General features: G+C 43.7%; 13 protein-coding genes. 7 read left to right on the top strand and 6 right to left on the bottom strand.

The annotated features are described in order from the left end of the window. Positions 1 to 60: 60 nt before the first annotated feature. From C1X04_RS15455 to C1X04_RS15435, 5 genes are all read right to left on the bottom strand, one after another. The gene (locus tag C1X04_RS15455; RefSeq protein ID WP_137170406.1) at positions 61 to 870 is read right to left on the bottom strand and encodes an ABC transporter ATP-binding protein; all 810 of its coding nucleotides are present in this window, start codon (positions 868 to 870) and stop codon (positions 61 to 63) included. Continuing rightward, positions 867 to 1907, bottom strand: coding sequence for an iron chelate uptake ABC transporter family permease subunit (locus C1X04_RS15450; protein WP_137170405.1), 1041 nt, complete (start codon positions 1905 to 1907; stop codon positions 867 to 869). The genes C1X04_RS15455 and C1X04_RS15450 overlap by 4 nt, the downstream gene beginning before the upstream one ends. Beyond that, complete coding sequence (locus C1X04_RS15445) at positions 1904 to 2926, bottom strand: iron ABC transporter permease (RefSeq protein ID WP_110576917.1); 1023 nt, start codon at positions 2924 to 2926, stop codon at positions 1904 to 1906. The genes C1X04_RS15450 and C1X04_RS15445 overlap by 4 nt, the downstream gene beginning before the upstream one ends. Further along, on the bottom strand, positions 2923 to 3900 hold the full coding sequence (locus C1X04_RS15440; RefSeq protein ID WP_110576918.1) for an iron-siderophore ABC transporter substrate-binding protein: 978 nt from the start codon (positions 3898 to 3900) through the stop codon (positions 2923 to 2925). The genes C1X04_RS15445 and C1X04_RS15440 overlap by 4 nt, the downstream gene beginning before the upstream one ends. Before the next feature lie 133 nt (positions 3901 to 4033). Continuing rightward, the gene (locus C1X04_RS15435; RefSeq protein ID WP_110576919.1) at positions 4034 to 4783 is read right to left on the bottom strand and encodes an AraC family transcriptional regulator; all 750 of its coding nucleotides are present in this window, start codon (positions 4781 to 4783) and stop codon (positions 4034 to 4036) included. Between the two features lie 173 nt (positions 4784 to 4956). Between C1X04_RS15435 and C1X04_RS15430 the strand changes: the two genes are divergently transcribed. Beyond that, a complete protein-coding gene (locus C1X04_RS15430; protein ID WP_137170404.1) occupies positions 4957 to 6129 on the top strand; it encodes a hypothetical protein in 1173 nt (390 codons plus the stop codon). 14 nt (positions 6130 to 6143) lie between these two features. Here C1X04_RS15430 and nhaR read toward each other — a convergent pair whose 3' ends face one another. Next, positions 6144 to 7040 (bottom strand): transcriptional activator NhaR, encoded by an 897-nt coding sequence (gene nhaR / locus C1X04_RS15425; protein ID WP_137170403.1) that lies wholly within the window; start codon positions 7038 to 7040, stop codon positions 6144 to 6146. A 125-nt stretch (positions 7041 to 7165) separates the two neighbouring features. Here nhaR and C1X04_RS15420 point away from each other — a divergent pair, with 125 nt between their 5' ends. The 6 genes from C1X04_RS15420 (at position 7166) to C1X04_RS15395 (ending at position 15919) form a co-directional block, all read left to right on the top strand. Continuing rightward, positions 7166 to 7579 carry an HPF/RaiA family ribosome-associated protein gene (locus tag C1X04_RS15420; RefSeq protein WP_110576928.1) on the top strand — a complete coding sequence of 138 codons (414 nt, stop codon included), beginning with the start codon at positions 7166 to 7168 and terminating at the stop codon, positions 7577 to 7579. Positions 7580 to 7770: 191 nt separating this feature from the next. Beyond that, positions 7771 to 8436 carry a glutathione S-transferase family protein gene (locus C1X04_RS15415; protein WP_110576929.1) on the top strand — a complete coding sequence of 222 codons (666 nt, stop codon included), beginning with the start codon at positions 7771 to 7773 and terminating at the stop codon, positions 8434 to 8436. A gap of 137 nt (positions 8437 to 8573) precedes the next feature. Then, on the top strand, positions 8574 to 9110 hold the full coding sequence (locus C1X04_RS15410; RefSeq protein WP_254682278.1) for a sigma-70 family RNA polymerase sigma factor: 537 nt from the start codon (positions 8574 to 8576) through the stop codon (positions 9108 to 9110). Between the two features lie 5 nt (positions 9111 to 9115). After that, positions 9116 to 10096, top strand: a complete 981-nt coding sequence (locus C1X04_RS15405) for a DUF4880 domain-containing protein (protein ID WP_137170402.1) — start codon at positions 9116 to 9118, stop codon at positions 10094 to 10096. A 100-nt stretch (positions 10097 to 10196) separates the two neighbouring features. Continuing rightward, positions 10197 to 12989, top strand: coding sequence for a TonB-dependent receptor (locus C1X04_RS15400; RefSeq protein ID WP_175404959.1), 2793 nt, complete (start codon positions 10197 to 10199; stop codon positions 12987 to 12989). 98 nt (positions 12990 to 13087) lie between these two features. Beyond that, positions 13088 to 15919 carry a M16 family metallopeptidase gene (locus C1X04_RS15395; protein ID WP_137170400.1) on the top strand — a complete coding sequence of 944 codons (2832 nt, stop codon included), beginning with the start codon at positions 13088 to 13090 and terminating at the stop codon, positions 15917 to 15919. Positions 15920 to 16047: the final 128 nt, after the last annotated feature.

Raw genomic sequence — 16047 nt, 5'->3', positions numbered from 1 at the left:
AGTATTGCTAATGATTATTGATAATTTATTCTCGTGAATGCCTAGTTCAACTCGTGTTGATTAACTGTGTTTTATGCGCTTGTGACGACCAATAGGTAAAACCATTGGGCTGCCGGAAATAGGGTCTGTGATGACTTGGCTCTGTAGGCCAAACACAGCGTGAATCATGTTTTCTGTTACCACCTCGTTTGGTGCGCCATTGGCAAAGACTTGACCTTGTTGTATGGCGATAAGCTGGTCTGAATAACGCGCCGCAAGATTAAGGTCGTGCAATACCAATACGATGGTGGTGCCACGGGTTTGGTTTAGGTCGACCAGCAGATCCAATACTTCAATTTGGTGAGCGACGTCCAAGAAGGTGGTTGGTTCGTCTAATAGCAATATGTCGGTTTCTTGTGCCAATGCCATGGCGATCCAGACGCGCTGGCGTTGACCGCCAGACAATTCGTCTATTTCTCGATCCAAAAGCTCTGTGGTTTTGGTGGTTTCTAGCGCTTTGGCAATGGCTTCATCGTCTTCTTTGCGCCATCTTGATAGGAACCCATGGTGGGGATGTCGACCTCGGCTGACTAGGTCGCTGACCGTTATCCCTTCTGGCGCAATCGGTGATTGAGGAAGCAGACCAAGCGTTTGCGCTAGTTGTCGTGTTGGCGTGTTGTGTATCGATTTGCCATCAAGTAAGACATGGCCACTTGAAGGCGATAATAAGCGTGACATAGTACGCAATAAGGTGGATTTTCCGCACGCATTAGCGCCAATGATAGACGTAATTTGACCAGGTTTAATGCCTATATTGATATCGTTAAGGATGGTTTTTTCACCATAACCAGCAGCAAGATGATCGACAACGAGTTGATGTTTTAGTGTCATAGTGAGCCACCTTTACGGTTAACACGGATAATAAGATAAATAAGATAGGGCGCGCCTAGAGCGCCAGTAATTACGCCGACAGGATAGCGGCTCGGCAGTAAGAATTGCCCGATGTAATCACCGCCCATGACGAGACAAGCCCCAACCAAACCAGAAGGGATCAGTAAGGAACCATTGTTCTTGACTAGACGTGCTGCAATTGGGCCTGACAAGAAAGCAACAAAGGCAATAGGTCCTGTGATTGCGACTCCCACCGCAATAAGTCCAACAGCCGAAACAATAACGGTAAGGCGCGTCATGCCGACTCGAACACCCAATGCCTGCGCGGTATCGTCACCCATACGTAACGCTTCTAAGTCGCGGGTGCGGCTTAATAGAAAACCACCGAATACCAATAAAGAGATAATCAAGGGCAAGGCTTGATGTATTTGTGCAGAGTTCACACTGCCGCTGAGCCAGCGCATGGCTTCTTGCCGATCCCATGCTTGAGCTTGGGATAACAAATACACAATAAAGCTTTCGATCATGGCAGAAACGCCAATACCAATCAGAATAAGTCGAGCACCTGACGCGCCATTTCGATAGGACAATCCATAGACCGCTAAGGCTACTAATAAGCCTACTGCGATTGAGAAGAAGGCCACACTGGCACCATCCATGTGCAGCACAATAATGGCAAACACTGCGGCGGCGGTCGCACCAGAACTTACTCCGATAATATCGGGGCTGGCTAAAGGGTTTCTTAGCATGACTTGGAATGCTACGCCTGCCATACCAAAGCTCATACCGACAAGAAGAGAAATAATGGCTCTGGGAAGGCGCAACTGACCCACCACAAAAGAGGCACCAGGAACGTTTTCACCCAGTAAAACCTTTATAACGTCTTGTGGTGGCGTGAAGGATTGTCCCAAGGTTAAAGTGATTGAAAACACAGCCACAGCCAATAAGCAAAGTAAGCTAGCCACGCATTTCCAGCGCTTGGACCGGTTTTTTCGTCCGCTGGTAACGCGTGCGAGCGTTGAGTTTGTGTTAATCATAATTCTTTCACCCTTTGTCTGCGGACAATCCAGATGAAGAAGGGGGCACCAACGAAGGCGGTGACAACGCCAACAGAAAGTTCACTGGGTCTTGCTATAACACGCCCTAGTACATCTGCGCTTAACAATAAGCAAGCACCGATAAGCGCTGAAAAAATGAGTAACCAGCGGTTATCTACGCCGACAAGCAGTCGACATAAATGAGGAACCACGAGCCCGACAAAACCAATGGGACCACAAATAGCCGTTGTTGCTCCGCATAGAAGTACCGCAGACAACCAAGCTAAAAGACGAATCCAAGTGACATTTTCTCCCAGCCCTGCTGCGATATCGTCTCCGAGCGCAAGCGTATTTAACTTCCTAGCAATAAATACGCTGAGTAAAAAACCAACAATTAAGAAGGGCAGAACGAGTTGGATGCTATCAAACGTGGCGCCACCGACGCCGCCTATTTGCCAAGAGTTGGCACTGCCAGCAATGTCATTTCGTGGCAAGACGACGGCCACAATAAAAGACGACAGCGCAGCCGAGGTTGCGGCACCCGCCAAGGCAAACTTAAGCGGGGTGGATTTGCCGTAACCTAACGAACTAATAAAATAGACAAAAATGGCCGTTATACCTGCACCAAGTATGGCGAGCCAAACATAGGTTTGCAGTTGGTTAATACCAAACCACGCCAAGCCAATAACCACAAAGAAAGCGGCACCTACATTAACGCCAAGAATTCCCGGATCTGCTAATGGGTTACGGGTCACACTTTGCATAATGGCACCAGATAACCCCAAGGCGCAGCCAGCAATGATGGCAAGTACTGTGCGTGGTATGCGCATCGTCACAGAGGCTTCCCCCATGGTGTTCATCTGGCCTTGTAGTGCTCCTATTATCTCTTGCCAAGAAACATCCCTCGTCCCTACAGCGATAGAGGAAAAGCACAACAGCAGTAAGACCGCCGTGACAAACAACAGAGCTATGGGCTTTTGTTTTAGAAAGCCTTTATGTTTGGCGTTGCTTTGGCTCATTTGGCTTTACGTGCCGCTTTAGCGAGCGCTTCAAGGTAATCATCTAATACCCAAGTAATAGACAAGGGCGTCGGATTAGCGGCGGTCGCTATTTTGCTATTTCCCAGCATGACGATCGAACCATTTTTAATGGCTCGCATCTTCGACATAAGAGGGTTCGATTCTAAAGGTGCCTGTAACTCTTTATTGCCATAGGTAACGAAAATATCCACGTCGTTAAACATGTCTATTTGTTCAATGCTGCTTTCGCCAGAGAAGAGCCCGTCTTTACTGATGTCTTTGATGCTTTGCGGAGAGTGCATGCCTAGGTCATCAAAAAATTTCACGCGGGTATCATTGGCAGTGTAAAAACGAATAACACTTAAATCGGTTGGATCAAGATGGGTGATAAACATGGCCGATTTGCCTTTTAGCTCAGGGTATTGATCAACGCGCTTGGCGATGTCTTTTTCAATGCTGGCAATCAGTTTTTCCCCTTCTTCTGCCATTCCCAGACCAGCACTGTTAATGCGAATCATGCTGCGCCAGTTGGTAGACCAGGGCTTGTCTGGGAAAGCGACGACAGGAGCGATCATACTTAGCGTGTCGTAATCGGATTGGCTTAAGCCGGAGTACGCCGCCAGAATAACGTCGGGCTGTGTGGCGGCAACCGCTTCGAAATCTATGCCATCTCCTTCATCAAATAATACGGGTGTCTTGGCGTTCAGTTCTTTAAGTCGCGCAGCAACCCAAGGTAACAAACCATCGCCATCGTCGTCTCCAAATGTGGCGGCAGCAAAACCAACAGGAACGATGCCTAACGCAAGGGGCACTTCATGGTTTGCCCATGCCACAGTCGCAACGCGTTTGGGTTTATGAGTAATAGTCGTCGTGCCGAAAGCGTGTTGAATCGTAATTGGGAAGCGTGAGTTGTCTGTAGCCCATGCATTGCTCAAAAATGCAGAAATAATGGTAATAACGATAATCATCTTCATATTATATTTGTGCCATGCCAATCAAATTTAGTGCGAAATAAAGGAGCGAGGGTGTTAGGTGTTACAACGTAATGAGTGAGTTTTTATGGGAATGAATCTCATAATCAATTGTAAAACGAGTCGGATAATAGAGCTAATCTTCAGAATATAATTGTATAAATCGGTCGTTTTCATCTTGAGCCAGTTGCTTTGGCGTTAGGCTAGAGTACTTTTTGATCAATTTTATATAGTGAGATTGGTCGTTAAAACCTTCTTTGGGAAAGAGTTCACCAACCTTGAGTGAGTCGAAGCTGTGGCGAAACCTCAAAATGTCACAGTAACTTTTTAGTGGTAACCCAAGCCACTTATTAAAATAGCGGTTGATTTGGCGACTGCTCCAGTTAGCCGCTTGGGATATCTCGGTCACGGTTATAGAACCGTGATTTTGATAAATCAGGTCTGACATGACTTTTTTACGAGGGTCTATTGGCGTTGTTCGTTGTGATGCAAAGTACAAACTGAGCTTGTTAGCAAAGGTTTCAAGGCTTGCTAGGTCGTTGAGTTCTATTCCCGCGAAGCCAATGTCGAGCGTAATGCGATCGTTCAGAATGTGCGCCACAGACGTATTTAACAAATACTCTGCGGCCAATATTTTTAAGCGAACACCAAGTAAGACAGAGTGCTTTGGCATGGCGCCCACTTTGGCGTCTGTTTCTAGCCCAACCAAGGAAATATGCAGCGGATACTCGGCGTTGTGGAAAAAGTACAAATCAATGCCGCCATCCGGGAAAGTGGAAAGCTCTTCATCTTCATCGCTTGGATTTTCGATCATCCAAAAGCTTTCAACGAATGGGGATAAATCGTCACTTGGTTCTAATGACGTTAGTTGAATGGTCTCTTTCATTACCTAATCGCAAAAGTGGGAGGTGAGTGTCGCGCGTTCGTTCCTTCGATGGCTGCTTTAAATGTAAGTAGATAGTATAACGATTAAAAAAAGATCTTCTAGCTTCAATTGAGATAGGTTCGTATTAACATCTAGTTGTCATTACGATGCACTGTGGATAAAAGAGGTGATACATGGTCAAACAACAAAGCAAATTGAACGGTTATTACCTTGCTGTGTTCGTGGCGATTGTATTCTCTTGGTGGGGCTTTTTAGATACTAAGGCGGCTGATTATATTTCCTCATCTTTGGTGCAGGCGTTCGGTGCGTTTGGTTTAGCCAAGCTGTTTAATGCGACGGTATCGGTGCTGCAAAGCATTCAAATCAGTGTGTTTGTCAGCTCGGTGACCATTGGTGAGTTATTAGACCCATTTAACGACATGGTGGAAGACTTCTCTAGCGTGATGAAAGTGGCCGTGTCATCGCTTATTTTCCAGAGCATTTTGTTAAAAATCATTGCTACTGTGTATTTCAAAGTCTTTGTTACCTTGTCGGGTTTGTTGTTTGGTTATTTGTATTGGACAAAGAGCCGTTTTACCGAAGTGGCTTATAAAGTCTTTGTGACGGCGGTTGGTGCGAAGTTTTTATTGGTGCTGGTGGTGTTGTTATCGGCCTTGGTGGATGTGTCTTTTTTGAATGAAGAAAAGACGCAAGCGATCGATAAAATCCAAGTGCATTCTAATGAGATGAACGAAGTGACCACGAGGCTAGGCGTTGCTGCGGATCTTAAGCAGTCTCTCGATAAAGATAAGCAGCTATTACAAATTCAGTTAGACGAAGCGCAACAAGCCTTATCGAAACATGACGAGCGTTTGGTGGATTTAACCGCTCAGAACGAGTCTTTGAATCGCTTAATATCGGCGCGTAAAGAGACATTATCTACCTTGGATATTCTGTTTAATAACGACGACACTCTGGCTGGGTTACGAACACAACAAAGCCTTTTAATGGCTGAGCGTCAACGAGCAGAGCAAGACATCAAGATATCGCAAAACAAGATTGAGACACTGCGACAATCCATCAACGACTTGGGCAATATTACTTTAGAAGACCAAGGCTTTTTCTCATCGCTCAAACCAAACCCATTTGGCTTAAGCAATTTCAAAGACAAGATCAGCGAGTATGTAGAAACCCTCAATGGCTTGGTAAACGACTTCCTGACTTTGTTGGCGTTGTTTGCCTTTAATACTGTATTGATCCCAGTGTTATTTCTCTATTTGGGCGCAAAAGGCTTCAAATTAGTGTGGCAAATGAAGCCGTCGGACTTAATAGCGCGAGCCAAAAAAGGTGTGAAAGACAACCTATAATAGCTCGGCTATTTTTATTTATGTCTTAACCAGCCTTTCGCAGCGTCTGTGATGGCAATAATGGAAGGATTAGAGAGGCGTTGCTCCGTAGCAATGGCGAAGAACTGCTCGCGTATTTCTTCCGTGCTACCGATGATCTCCACCTGAAACTGCTTCGCCACCTCCATCGCAATGGCCGATGGGACGATAAACACGCCAGCGCCTGCTTGACCAAAGGTTTTCATCAAGGCTCTATCGTCAAATTCCCCCATGATTTTCGGATGAATATGGTGCTTTTCTAGCCATTGTAAGAGTTGAATTTGTATTAACGATTGATCGCTCGGAATCAAAAAAGGTGTGCCTATTAGGCTCTTTGGAAAATCCGCTTTACCTTGTTCTATTAGGTTTGGTACTGCCATAAAAGACGTACCACATTCGCCCAAAAAGTGATTAAAACCACGCACACTCAAATGCGATGGAATCGGACCATCAGCAATAATAAGATCCAATTTATGCAAGGCTAATTCGCCCAATAAATTCTCTAAGCTGTTTTCTTTGCAGACAAGTCGTACCGGATTTTCTAACGTCATGGCTGGCGCTAATAATCGATAAGCGATGGATTTTGGTATCGAATCCGCAATGCCGACGCGCAGTAATTGCGTTCTATCGGTGGATGCGATGCGCACCGATTGTTCCAGCTCGCTGCCTAAGGAAAAAATCTCATCGGCGTAACTTAATACCATGTGACCAGTATCTGTTAATTCTAGGTTGCGTCCGACTTTGTTAAATAAGGCTTTCCCCAGCTGTTCTTCTAGTAAGCTGATTTGTCCACTGATGGTTTGTGGCGTTATGTGCAAATGTTCACTGGCTTTTGTAATGCTGCCTTGCTTCGCCACCATCCAAAAATAATGCAAATGCTTGAAATTGATCATATTTCACCAATACTTCGAGAAAAACTGATTATTTACATAAATAATTCGATTATATCTTATGGGGTTTTGTGAGTAACTTGAAGTTTCCAACATAACTTACTCATTCATGAGTGAAGGAGAACAAGATGAGAATCAAAGTACAAGCGCGTCGTCTAGCTCTTACCAAAAGCCTAAAAGCGTATGTGAAACGTCGTCTTAATTTTGCCTTGAATTCCCGTTATGACAATATTCAAAAAGTGACGGTCACGCTTACCGACGTGAACGGTCCTAAAGGTGGTGAAGATAAACACTGCCAAGTTCTGGTTAAACTCAATGGCCAGAAAGAAGTGGTAATTAGTGAACAACAAGCGGATCTATATTGTGCCATAGACAGTGCCGCTAGCCGTACAAGTCGCACCGTGACACGACGTATCGAGCGATTACAGCACAAAGCCACGCGCCTAAAAGCCGCTTTCCATAAGATGAGACCGCAGAAGAAAATGCCGCGTGACATCTATGAAGAATACGAAGACGAATACGGCTATTACCAACATGCCTGAGTAACAAACTCGATTCCCTGAACCGATAGGTGTAACAAACGCCCAAGGCGAACCCATAAACGGGTTCGCCTTTTTTTGGGCTCTAAATACGCTATATTATTAATCAGTCATCTTTTTTTTGTTTCATTGCGTATAGTCTGTATTGTAAGAATTAGCGACGTTCGTTCCCGATAAGACAATAAGGAGATTATATGATCACGGTTCATCATTTAGAAAATTCTCGCTCTCAGCGCATTTTATGGTTGCTGGAGGAGTTAGGGCTTGATTATGAGATAGTCGAGTATAAGCGTGATCCGGAGACGGCTTCTGGCCCAGAGTCTTTGAAGAAGGTCCATCCATTGGGTAAGTCGCCCGTTATTACGGATGGCGATTTAACGGTGGCGGAGTCGGGAGCGATTATCGAGTATTTGTTGGATCAGTATGATGTGGAAAAGCGTTTGAGACCAACGGATGGCAAGGCGTTGCTGGATTATCGTTATTGGCTGCATTTTGCTGAAGGTTCTTTAATGCCGTTATTAGTGATGAAATTGGTCATGATGAAGATTCCTGAAAGTCCAATGCCTTTTTTTGTGAAGCCGATTGCCAAGGCGATTTCTGGCAAAGTTCAAGAGAAATTCATCCTGCCACGTATTACCCCGCAAATGCAGTTTATTGAAAAAACTCTGGGTGAGAGTACTTGGTTTGTTGGTGAAGAACTAACGGCTGCGGATATACAAATGAGCTTTCCTTTGCAGGCTTCAAGTACTCGAATGAGCATGACTGAATTTCCAAATATTGCGCGTTTTATTAAACAAATAGAGGCTCTGCCGGCTTATCAAAAAGCCCTAGCAAAAGGTGGCGCTTTCACCACTTTATAAGATTGACGTGTTTGTTTCTTTCATAAAAAAGAGTAAGCCAGGCGCTTGCTCTTTTTTATTGTCCTAATTATTTTGTTTCGTTGATATTGATTCTCATTTGTAGTATTTTCTCGCCTCTTAAGAATATTCTTATTTAAATGAGGTCATACGCTGTCATGAATCCTGAGCGTCAAACATCCCAGCAGGTTGGTGAGCTTTATGCTGAGCATAACTCATGGCTAACGGGGTGGATTCGTAATCGCTTAGGTTGCCATGAGTTGGCGGCGGATATTGCGCAAGACACTTTTGTTCGATTGCTCAAGAAGCCAAAGTACTTCTCGAGCATGGGCGAAGCGCGCGCTTTTCTAAGTACCATTGCGAAAGGCTTATATATTGATCATTGGCGTCGTAAGCAGGTTGAGCAGGCTTGGTTGGAGTCTTTGGCACATTGCGAAGAAGAATTCGTGCCTTCTGCCGAGCATACGAGTGCGATGATTGAATTGCTGTGTGAGCTAGACGCTATGATTGCTAAATTGCCTAAAAAAGTAGCGAATACACTTATTCTATCCCAATTGCATGGCTTAACTTATCGCGAGATAGCAGAGCGTTTGTCTGTTTCAGAAAGAATGGTTAAGCGTTATATGGCACAGGCCATGTTGCAGTGTTTGTTATTTAAATCTGATCGGTCTCTTTAACGTCTATGTCATCTTCTGCTCGGTCCAATTATGCCCATTTAGAAGCCGCTTCAGAGTGGTTTGCAGTGCTGTCTGATAAACCTGTTGCAGAGGAAGATTTGCGCGCATGGCAGGCTTGGTTGAATGAAGATGAAGGGCACCGCAAGGCTTGGCAGCAAGTTGAATCTGTTGGCGCAATGTTTTCTTCTTTTCAATCTACCCAGCAGTCCGCTAGTTATGTGTTAGAGCATAGCCATGCCATGAGTCGTCGTCAGTTGATGAAGGGCGTACTGGGGATAACAGGCGTTGCGGCATTAGGCTGGACTGGCTGGCAACATACGCCGATACCAAGTATGGCATCAGCGTGGATGGCCGATTTCCATACTCGGGTTGGGCAAGTTTCTCGCCATGATTTGGAAGATGGTACTCAGGTTTGGTTAAACACCAATAGCGCTATTAATCGATCTATTGATGGGCAATACCGCAGTGTGTCGCTCGTGACAGGAGAGATGATGATACAAACTCTGCCTGCGGAAGAGGGATACGGTTTTTCTGCAGCATGTCGAGATGGTGTTGTTAATGTTGGCAAGGATCAAGCGCGCTTTTGTGTACGTCAGCTATCAGATACTGAAACGGTTCTCGCTGTGTATGAGGGGATCGTGTCGCTTACGCCATTAGAGTCGGATGTGGCACAAACCTTTCAGGCTGGGCAAGAAGTGACTTTTACTGCGTACTCTATGAGTAAGGCTAAGCCTGCTTCTTTGTTATATGACACTTGGCGGAATGGGTTGTTGATTGTTGAAGACATGTCTTTAGCCGATTTTATCGCTGAGATAGACCGTTACCATTATGGCTATATCAACCTTGATTCCAGTATTGCCGATTTACAAGTTGTGGGCACCTTTCCTAATCACGACCTAGATATTGTTTTATCTATGTTGTCTAAGTCGTTTCCTATTCGGGTTCAGCGTCCGCTGCCTTGGTGGGTGAGTATTTCAGCGGCTTAGCCTTAACGGAAATTATTTTTAAAAAAAGCATTTTTTATGTCCCCTTTTCTTACCTATGTTCGGTAATAGTAATAAGAAGTATTATTATTACGGAGTTTTCATGACCCTTTTTGGTTTACCTCAGCGACGAAAAAACAGCCGCTGCGTCTTGTCATTGTTTTTTGTTAATACGTTACTTGCTGGCGGTGTTAGTATGGCGCTTACACCTACAGTGTATGCTGAGTCGATTTCGGCAGAAACCTACAGTTTTAATATTTCAGCTGGACCTCTAGCTAAAGCGATTAACGACTTTGCGGCAATATCTGGTGTCTATTTGGGTGGCAATGGGCAGCTGTTGCAAGGTAAAAATACGCAAGGGGTCGAAGGTAATTACTCTGCTAGACAAGCATTGGATTTGTTATTGGCCGGTACGGGGCTTTCTTATGAAATTGGAGAAGGGCGAAGTATTGTATTAATTGATTCAAATTATATTTCTGAAGGCAGTGACGGAATAACGCTCGCGCCATTGTTGGTGCAAGGTCAGCAGAACAGAGCAGAAGTGGGTGTGCAGACGATTGGCTTGGATGAAATTGAAGCCATGCCGACGGAAGGTGGAAATCTAACGGATTTACTTAGAACCAACACAGCCGTTAACTTTAGTCGTTCAAGTAGCAGTTCTACGAATAGCGGCAGTATGCGCCCTGATGAGGTTTCTATTCATGGGCAAGCATTTTATCAAAACGCCTTTATGATTGATGGTGTTGATACGTCTAATGATTTCGACCCTGGTTCTAGTAGCGCAGGAGACACTTATTCTCGCCCTTTTATTTATTCAAATTTATCTACGTTATCGGGTAGTTCCCCACAAAGCTATTACATGGATGTCGATGCCTTAGAGCAGGTCAAGGTATATAGCAGTAATATTCCTGTGGAATACGGTGGTTTTATGGGTGGGGTTATAGATGCCCGACTTAAACGTTATGATGGCGAGGATTCTGTTTCGATAAAATATGGATTATCGAAAGATGCATGGGAAAAATTTCATTTTGATGAGAAAGAAGCAGAAGAATTCTATGGAGCTGACAGTATAGATGGGGCTTATACACCGGAATATAAAAAACAAAACTATTCGATAACAGCTTTAAAAAGCTTATCAGATAAAGTCGGCTCTACTTTGACCATTTCTCGAAAAACTTCTGAGTTTAGACAGCAATATGAAAATCGTGCTGATGAGGTTAAATCAATTTATTATAATGACACCATAGATAATATGATGGCGCGAATTGATGCAAAATTGAATGATAGAGTTGATTTAGGTTTTTCACTTCGCTATTCAAATCGTTTTCATGATGGCTTAACGTCAACGGATTATGCCGATACCTTTGTTAAATCTCATACGGCTTATGGTGTTGGGAATAACTTCGACTATCGTTTTGATAATAGTACTCTAAGTATTGATACAGCGTTTGACCGATCTTTTGATGAAGTGGACTCCCAGTCTAATATCCACACTTTTCATCCTACGGCTAACTTCTATAATGGTCTGCCTTATTCAGGCGGTTTTGGTGATATTTTACAGCAGCAAGATACCTTTAGCGTGAATACAAAATGGGTTCATGACACCGTTACTCTTGATGAAACGAAGCATACTTTAACGATTGGTGCTGATTTTGCCTTTAAAAATGCACTCTATGAAACTGGTGGTACTGAATTCTTCCAATATGCTTGTTTGTCTGGTGGAATTTCCTCTGGGTGTAATGATGCTAACAGTGATGGAGTTCATGATGAAAGGGATGAATATTTAAACACTTACGGTAAATTGACGGCTAATAAGTTATCAAAAAAGTATCAAAGTAAAGCCGTTTATATTCAAGATAAAGTAGAAATTAATGATTGGACATTAACAGCAGGTCTACGAGCGGATAATGAAACCTTGCTTGATAACCTTAACCTCTCTCCGCGAGCCAATTTACAATGGGATGTTTTTGGCGACAGCAGTACAAGATTAACTACGGGCGCTAGCCGTTACTATGGGCGTAGTTTTTTGAAATACGCTATTAATGATGAGATGCGATCTTGGTATACACAAACAAGGTATAATTCTGATGGAAGTATTAAAAATAACTACCCAAGGCCGAATGATAAAAAGTACTCGAATTTTTCTGATTATGATCTAAAAACCCCTTATTCTGATGAAATTATGTTTCGAGTTGACCAAAAAATGGGGCCTGTGGATGCTTCTTTGACCTTGGTTAATCGTGAGAGCCGAGATGGCGTACAGCGTATGAAAAATTCAGATGATAAATTGTATTATTACACCAATGAAGGACGTAGTAGTAACAATAGCATTGAACTTGCGTTCCAACAGCGTACCCCTTTTGAGATTTTTAATACTTTTACCAAAGCAAGCTTTTCTATAGGTTGGCAAGAAAGTAAATCGAATGTTCAAAGTGATAATGCCTATGATGAAACAGTAAAGGAAGACGAAAAGGTTTATTACAACGGCAAGGTCATTAACTACAATGACCTCCCTTCTTGGGATTACAATATCCCATTTACAGTTAAGTTAAGTACTACAACCAATATCCCTACTTGGCATTTAACATGGAGTAATTTCGTCAATGTTAAAAGTGGTGGTGTGGTGGCTAAGTCTGATTCCTCTAGCAGTTACACCGATGCTGATGGCAAAGAGCTGACCGTCTACAAAGACAAAGACTTTGATGACTTAGTTACGTTAGACACCAAACTGCGCTTTTCTCCGCCTTTATGGAAAGAGAGTGAAGGCTATATTGAACTGAAGGTGAATAATCTCTTTGATCAGGTGATGATGACCACTACCTCAACTTCGGCGACAGCGACACAGACTTTCACATCTGGTCGAAAAATTACCATGGAAGTTGGCATGCGTTTTTAAGCCGATGATCTTCCTATTTCCTTTCTTTCTTATAAACAAATGCTCTATCGAGCATTTGTTTATGGCTGTTTTTAAATAACTTCTTTGTGAGCCGTTTTATGCTTTTTTTACAGAAACTTCTGAGTATTGCTGGAGGGATTTGTTTGCTTGCTCTTACTGCCCAAGTGCATGCAGACGACAACGCTTTACCTTGGGATAAGCGAGTAGTTCACGGTGAATTGGAAAACGGTTTTCGCTATTACCTGTTTGATTCACGCCAAGAAAAAGACGCACCTAAAGGTCTGACGCTCGCCAACTTGGTGGTGCTTTCTGGTGCTATCGATGAGGAAGAAAACCAGTTGGGTGTGGCGCACATGGTGGAGCATATGGTCTTTCACGAAAGTGATGGATTGCCAAATGGTGTGCGAAAAGCGTTGACCGATATGGGGTTAAAGCAAGGCCGTGATTTTAATGCCATGACCAGAAGCGAAAATACCCGCTATATGGTGAACTTGAAAAACACCACAGCAGAGCAGTTGAATACTGTGTTAGGGATTTATCAGCAAATCGCCTTCCACGCCAAGATCAAAGGGTCGTCCTTGGATAAAGAGCGTTTAATTATTCAAGAGGAGTGGCGTGGTAAGTTGAGTCATCGTTCTCGAGTGAATGATGAGAAAAAAGCTTTGTTACGGGTTGGTTCTTTGTATCCCGAGCGCCCCGTGATTGGCACACAAGAAACCATCAGGAATACACCCGCGGATCAGCTTCGTTCTTTTTATCACGATTGGTATGCCCCTAATAATATGGCGCTGGTAATTTATGCGCCTGTCGATAGCGTAGAGCTAGAGAAACAAATTAAACGTACATTTGGCGAAGAACCGAAACGAATCTTGCCTAAACGCCATCCTAAAGACCCCGTTTTAGATGCTGATCTAAAGATAGGTCAACTGACTGATCCTGGCAGTAAAATGAACCGAGTGGCGTTTTTGTACCGTTTCAAAAATGAGCAGTCCAACACGGATGAGAGTCGTCGTGATGGTTTGATTGATTACATGACACGAAATTTGTTAACCGATCAAATTCGCAGACAAAGAGAGATATTGCCAGACCATGTACGTGTGTTATCCAGTACTAAAGGCTCCGTGTCGCCAAAAGTGGATATCCTGGGTTTTTCGGTAAATGTTGATGAAGGTTACCATGCGCTAGGTTTGAAAACGTTAATCCAAGAGCTAGAACGTATCAAGACGCATGGCTTTTATCAGCAAGACTTTGATCAGATTCATGAGAAAGTGCAAAGGGTCGCCGAACGTAATAAAGACGCGGCGAAAAGTCGCGGTTCTATTTGGTCGATTAAAATGGTGGATGCAGTGACTTCTAATAAAGTGCTGTACGATCCTAAAGAAAGTAATGATCGTCTGTTGCAGCTGGTAAAAACCATTTCATTGGACGATGTGAATGCACGTTTGAGACACTGGCTATCTTCACCAGATCGCATTCTCTATACACAAGCAGTAGGCGGAAAAAATATTGATATAGGCACAGCGGAATCTGTTGAGGCTCTTTTTGCTAAGGCCAGATCTCACCAGCTTGGAGCGTTAGAGAAAGAAAAAACCGTGGCAATAAAAGTTCTGCCTAAGACGGCAAGCAGCGGTTCTGTATCACTTACATCAAGAAACACCGAATTGGGCGTGTCGAATTGGTCTTTATCCAATGGTGATCAGCTTACCTTGTTAGATCCAAGTGTTTTGGCTGATCGTTATCAAATCCCAACGTTAGACAGTGATACAAAAAGTTATTTTACCGCCGTTTCAGCTGCAGGTTACAACGTAAAGCAAGGCTCAACATGGGCGGAGCAAATTGCGGTGCAAATGGCGAATGCCACGGGGATTTACGGTTGGACAGATGAAGAGTTTCAGCAGTGGCGTAAAGACAATAATGTGTTCTTGTCCTCTAAACAAAAAGCACAAAGTCTGGCTTATCGAGGGTCTATTGAGAATCATGGCTTAGATAAGTTGTTGGGTGCCTACAGGGTAAATCAAGTCACGCCGAATATTGATACAGATGTGTATGACAGCATCATGGCAAGTTTGAAGCGAAACGCGAGTGTAGACGTTGTTCGTCCTATTGAAACGTTTTCTCGACGCTTGGCTCAAGCTCGCTTTGGGAAAGACCAAGCGGCTCTAGCTTTGTCTGATTTAACGCCTTTGTCGTTAGAGAAGTTAGATCAAATACGTCATAAGCAAGTCGCTTTGCCAGTGCACTACTTTATGGTTTCTCGTTTGCCTGAAAAGGAAGTGACAAACTTAGTGGCGGCGTATTTAGCGAATATTCCGCGTGACACGTCCTCGTATGATCAATCGAGTTATGACACGGCGCCTGTTGTACAGCAAGCAGGTCAGGCAATAGTCGATGTCTCCTTGAACCCAGAACCGAAAGCTGAATATCGTCTGTATGCGTATCAATCAGTGCCTTGGTCGCCTATTGCCGCGCTGCAACTTACTTACTTAGGCGAGCGGTTAGAAGCGCAGCTAAAGCAGCGTCTACGTAGTGAGGTTCAAGGTGTTTACAGTGTCAGAGTGGGTTTGGAACTGAATAAAGACACTGATCGCGCTGAGCTAAAAATTCAATATTCGAGCTCGCCAGCAAGATTAGATGATTTGGCCGAGATGACCAAAAGCGTGCTATCTGAATTACCAAGCATAGTGACAGAAGAATGGGCAAAAGAAATACAGGCTGCTTTCGCAGAGGTTGAACAAAATCGTTTAGAAAAAGCGTTTGACGCTACTATGGTACATCGTCTTGAATTGAGCGAAATACTGTATGGTGATGCTCGCTATTTGGGTGAAATGGATAAGCTGACGTCGGGCTTAACGTTAAACAAACTAAAAGCCTTCGCCGATACGCTTAATTTTAACGATAGGGTGACAGGTTTTTATCGTCCCTTAGATTAATCGTTCCATCGTGAGTCTAAAAACACGTTAAATGCCCAGCAATGACATTGCTGGGCATTTTTTATGTTCAAACAAAGTAGAGCAGCTCGACTTATTAGATTGTCATGAATACTATGAAAGTCATTGTT

The organism is Marinomonas sp. FW-1 (assembly GCF_005222245.1).
Lineage (GTDB): Bacteria > Pseudomonadota > Gammaproteobacteria > Pseudomonadales > Marinomonadaceae > Marinomonas > Marinomonas alcarazii.
Note: the sequence above shows the minus strand (reverse complement) of the source record. Positions and strands in the feature narration are given on the sequence as shown.

Bases quoted from the DNA above. Each gene is read 5' to 3' on its own strand.
- C1X04_RS15455 (WP_137170406.1), bottom strand. From the start codon at position 870: ATGACACTAAAACATCAACTCGTTGTCGATCATCTTGCTGCTGGTTAT.
- C1X04_RS15450 (WP_137170405.1), bottom strand. From the start codon at position 1,907: ATGATTAACACAAACTCAACGCTCGCACGCGTTACCAGCGGACGAAAA.
- C1X04_RS15445 (WP_110576917.1), bottom strand. From the start codon at position 2,926: ATGAGCCAAAGCAACGCCAAACATAAAGGCTTTCTAAAACAAAAGCCC.
- C1X04_RS15440 (WP_110576918.1), bottom strand. From the start codon at position 3,900: ATGAAGATGATTATCGTTATTACCATTATTTCTGCATTTTTGAGCAAT.
- C1X04_RS15435 (WP_110576919.1), bottom strand. From the start codon at position 4,783: ATGAAAGAGACCATTCAACTAACGTCATTAGAACCAAGTGACGATTTA.
- C1X04_RS15430 (WP_137170404.1), top strand. From the start codon at position 4,957: ATGGTCAAACAACAAAGCAAATTGAACGGTTATTACCTTGCTGTGTTC.
- nhaR (WP_137170403.1), bottom strand. From the start codon at position 7,040: ATGATCAATTTCAAGCATTTGCATTATTTTTGGATGGTGGCGAAGCAA.
- C1X04_RS15420 (WP_110576928.1), top strand. From the start codon at position 7,166: ATGAGAATCAAAGTACAAGCGCGTCGTCTAGCTCTTACCAAAAGCCTA.
- C1X04_RS15415 (WP_110576929.1), top strand. From the start codon at position 7,771: ATGATCACGGTTCATCATTTAGAAAATTCTCGCTCTCAGCGCATTTTA.
- C1X04_RS15410 (WP_254682278.1), top strand. From the start codon at position 8,574: ATGAGGTCATACGCTGTCATGAATCCTGAGCGTCAAACATCCCAGCAG.
- C1X04_RS15405 (WP_137170402.1), top strand. From the start codon at position 9,116: ATGTCATCTTCTGCTCGGTCCAATTATGCCCATTTAGAAGCCGCTTCA.
- C1X04_RS15400 (WP_175404959.1), top strand. From the start codon at position 10,197: ATGACCCTTTTTGGTTTACCTCAGCGACGAAAAAACAGCCGCTGCGTC.
- C1X04_RS15395 (WP_137170400.1), top strand. From the start codon at position 13,088: ATGCTTTTTTTACAGAAACTTCTGAGTATTGCTGGAGGGATTTGTTTG.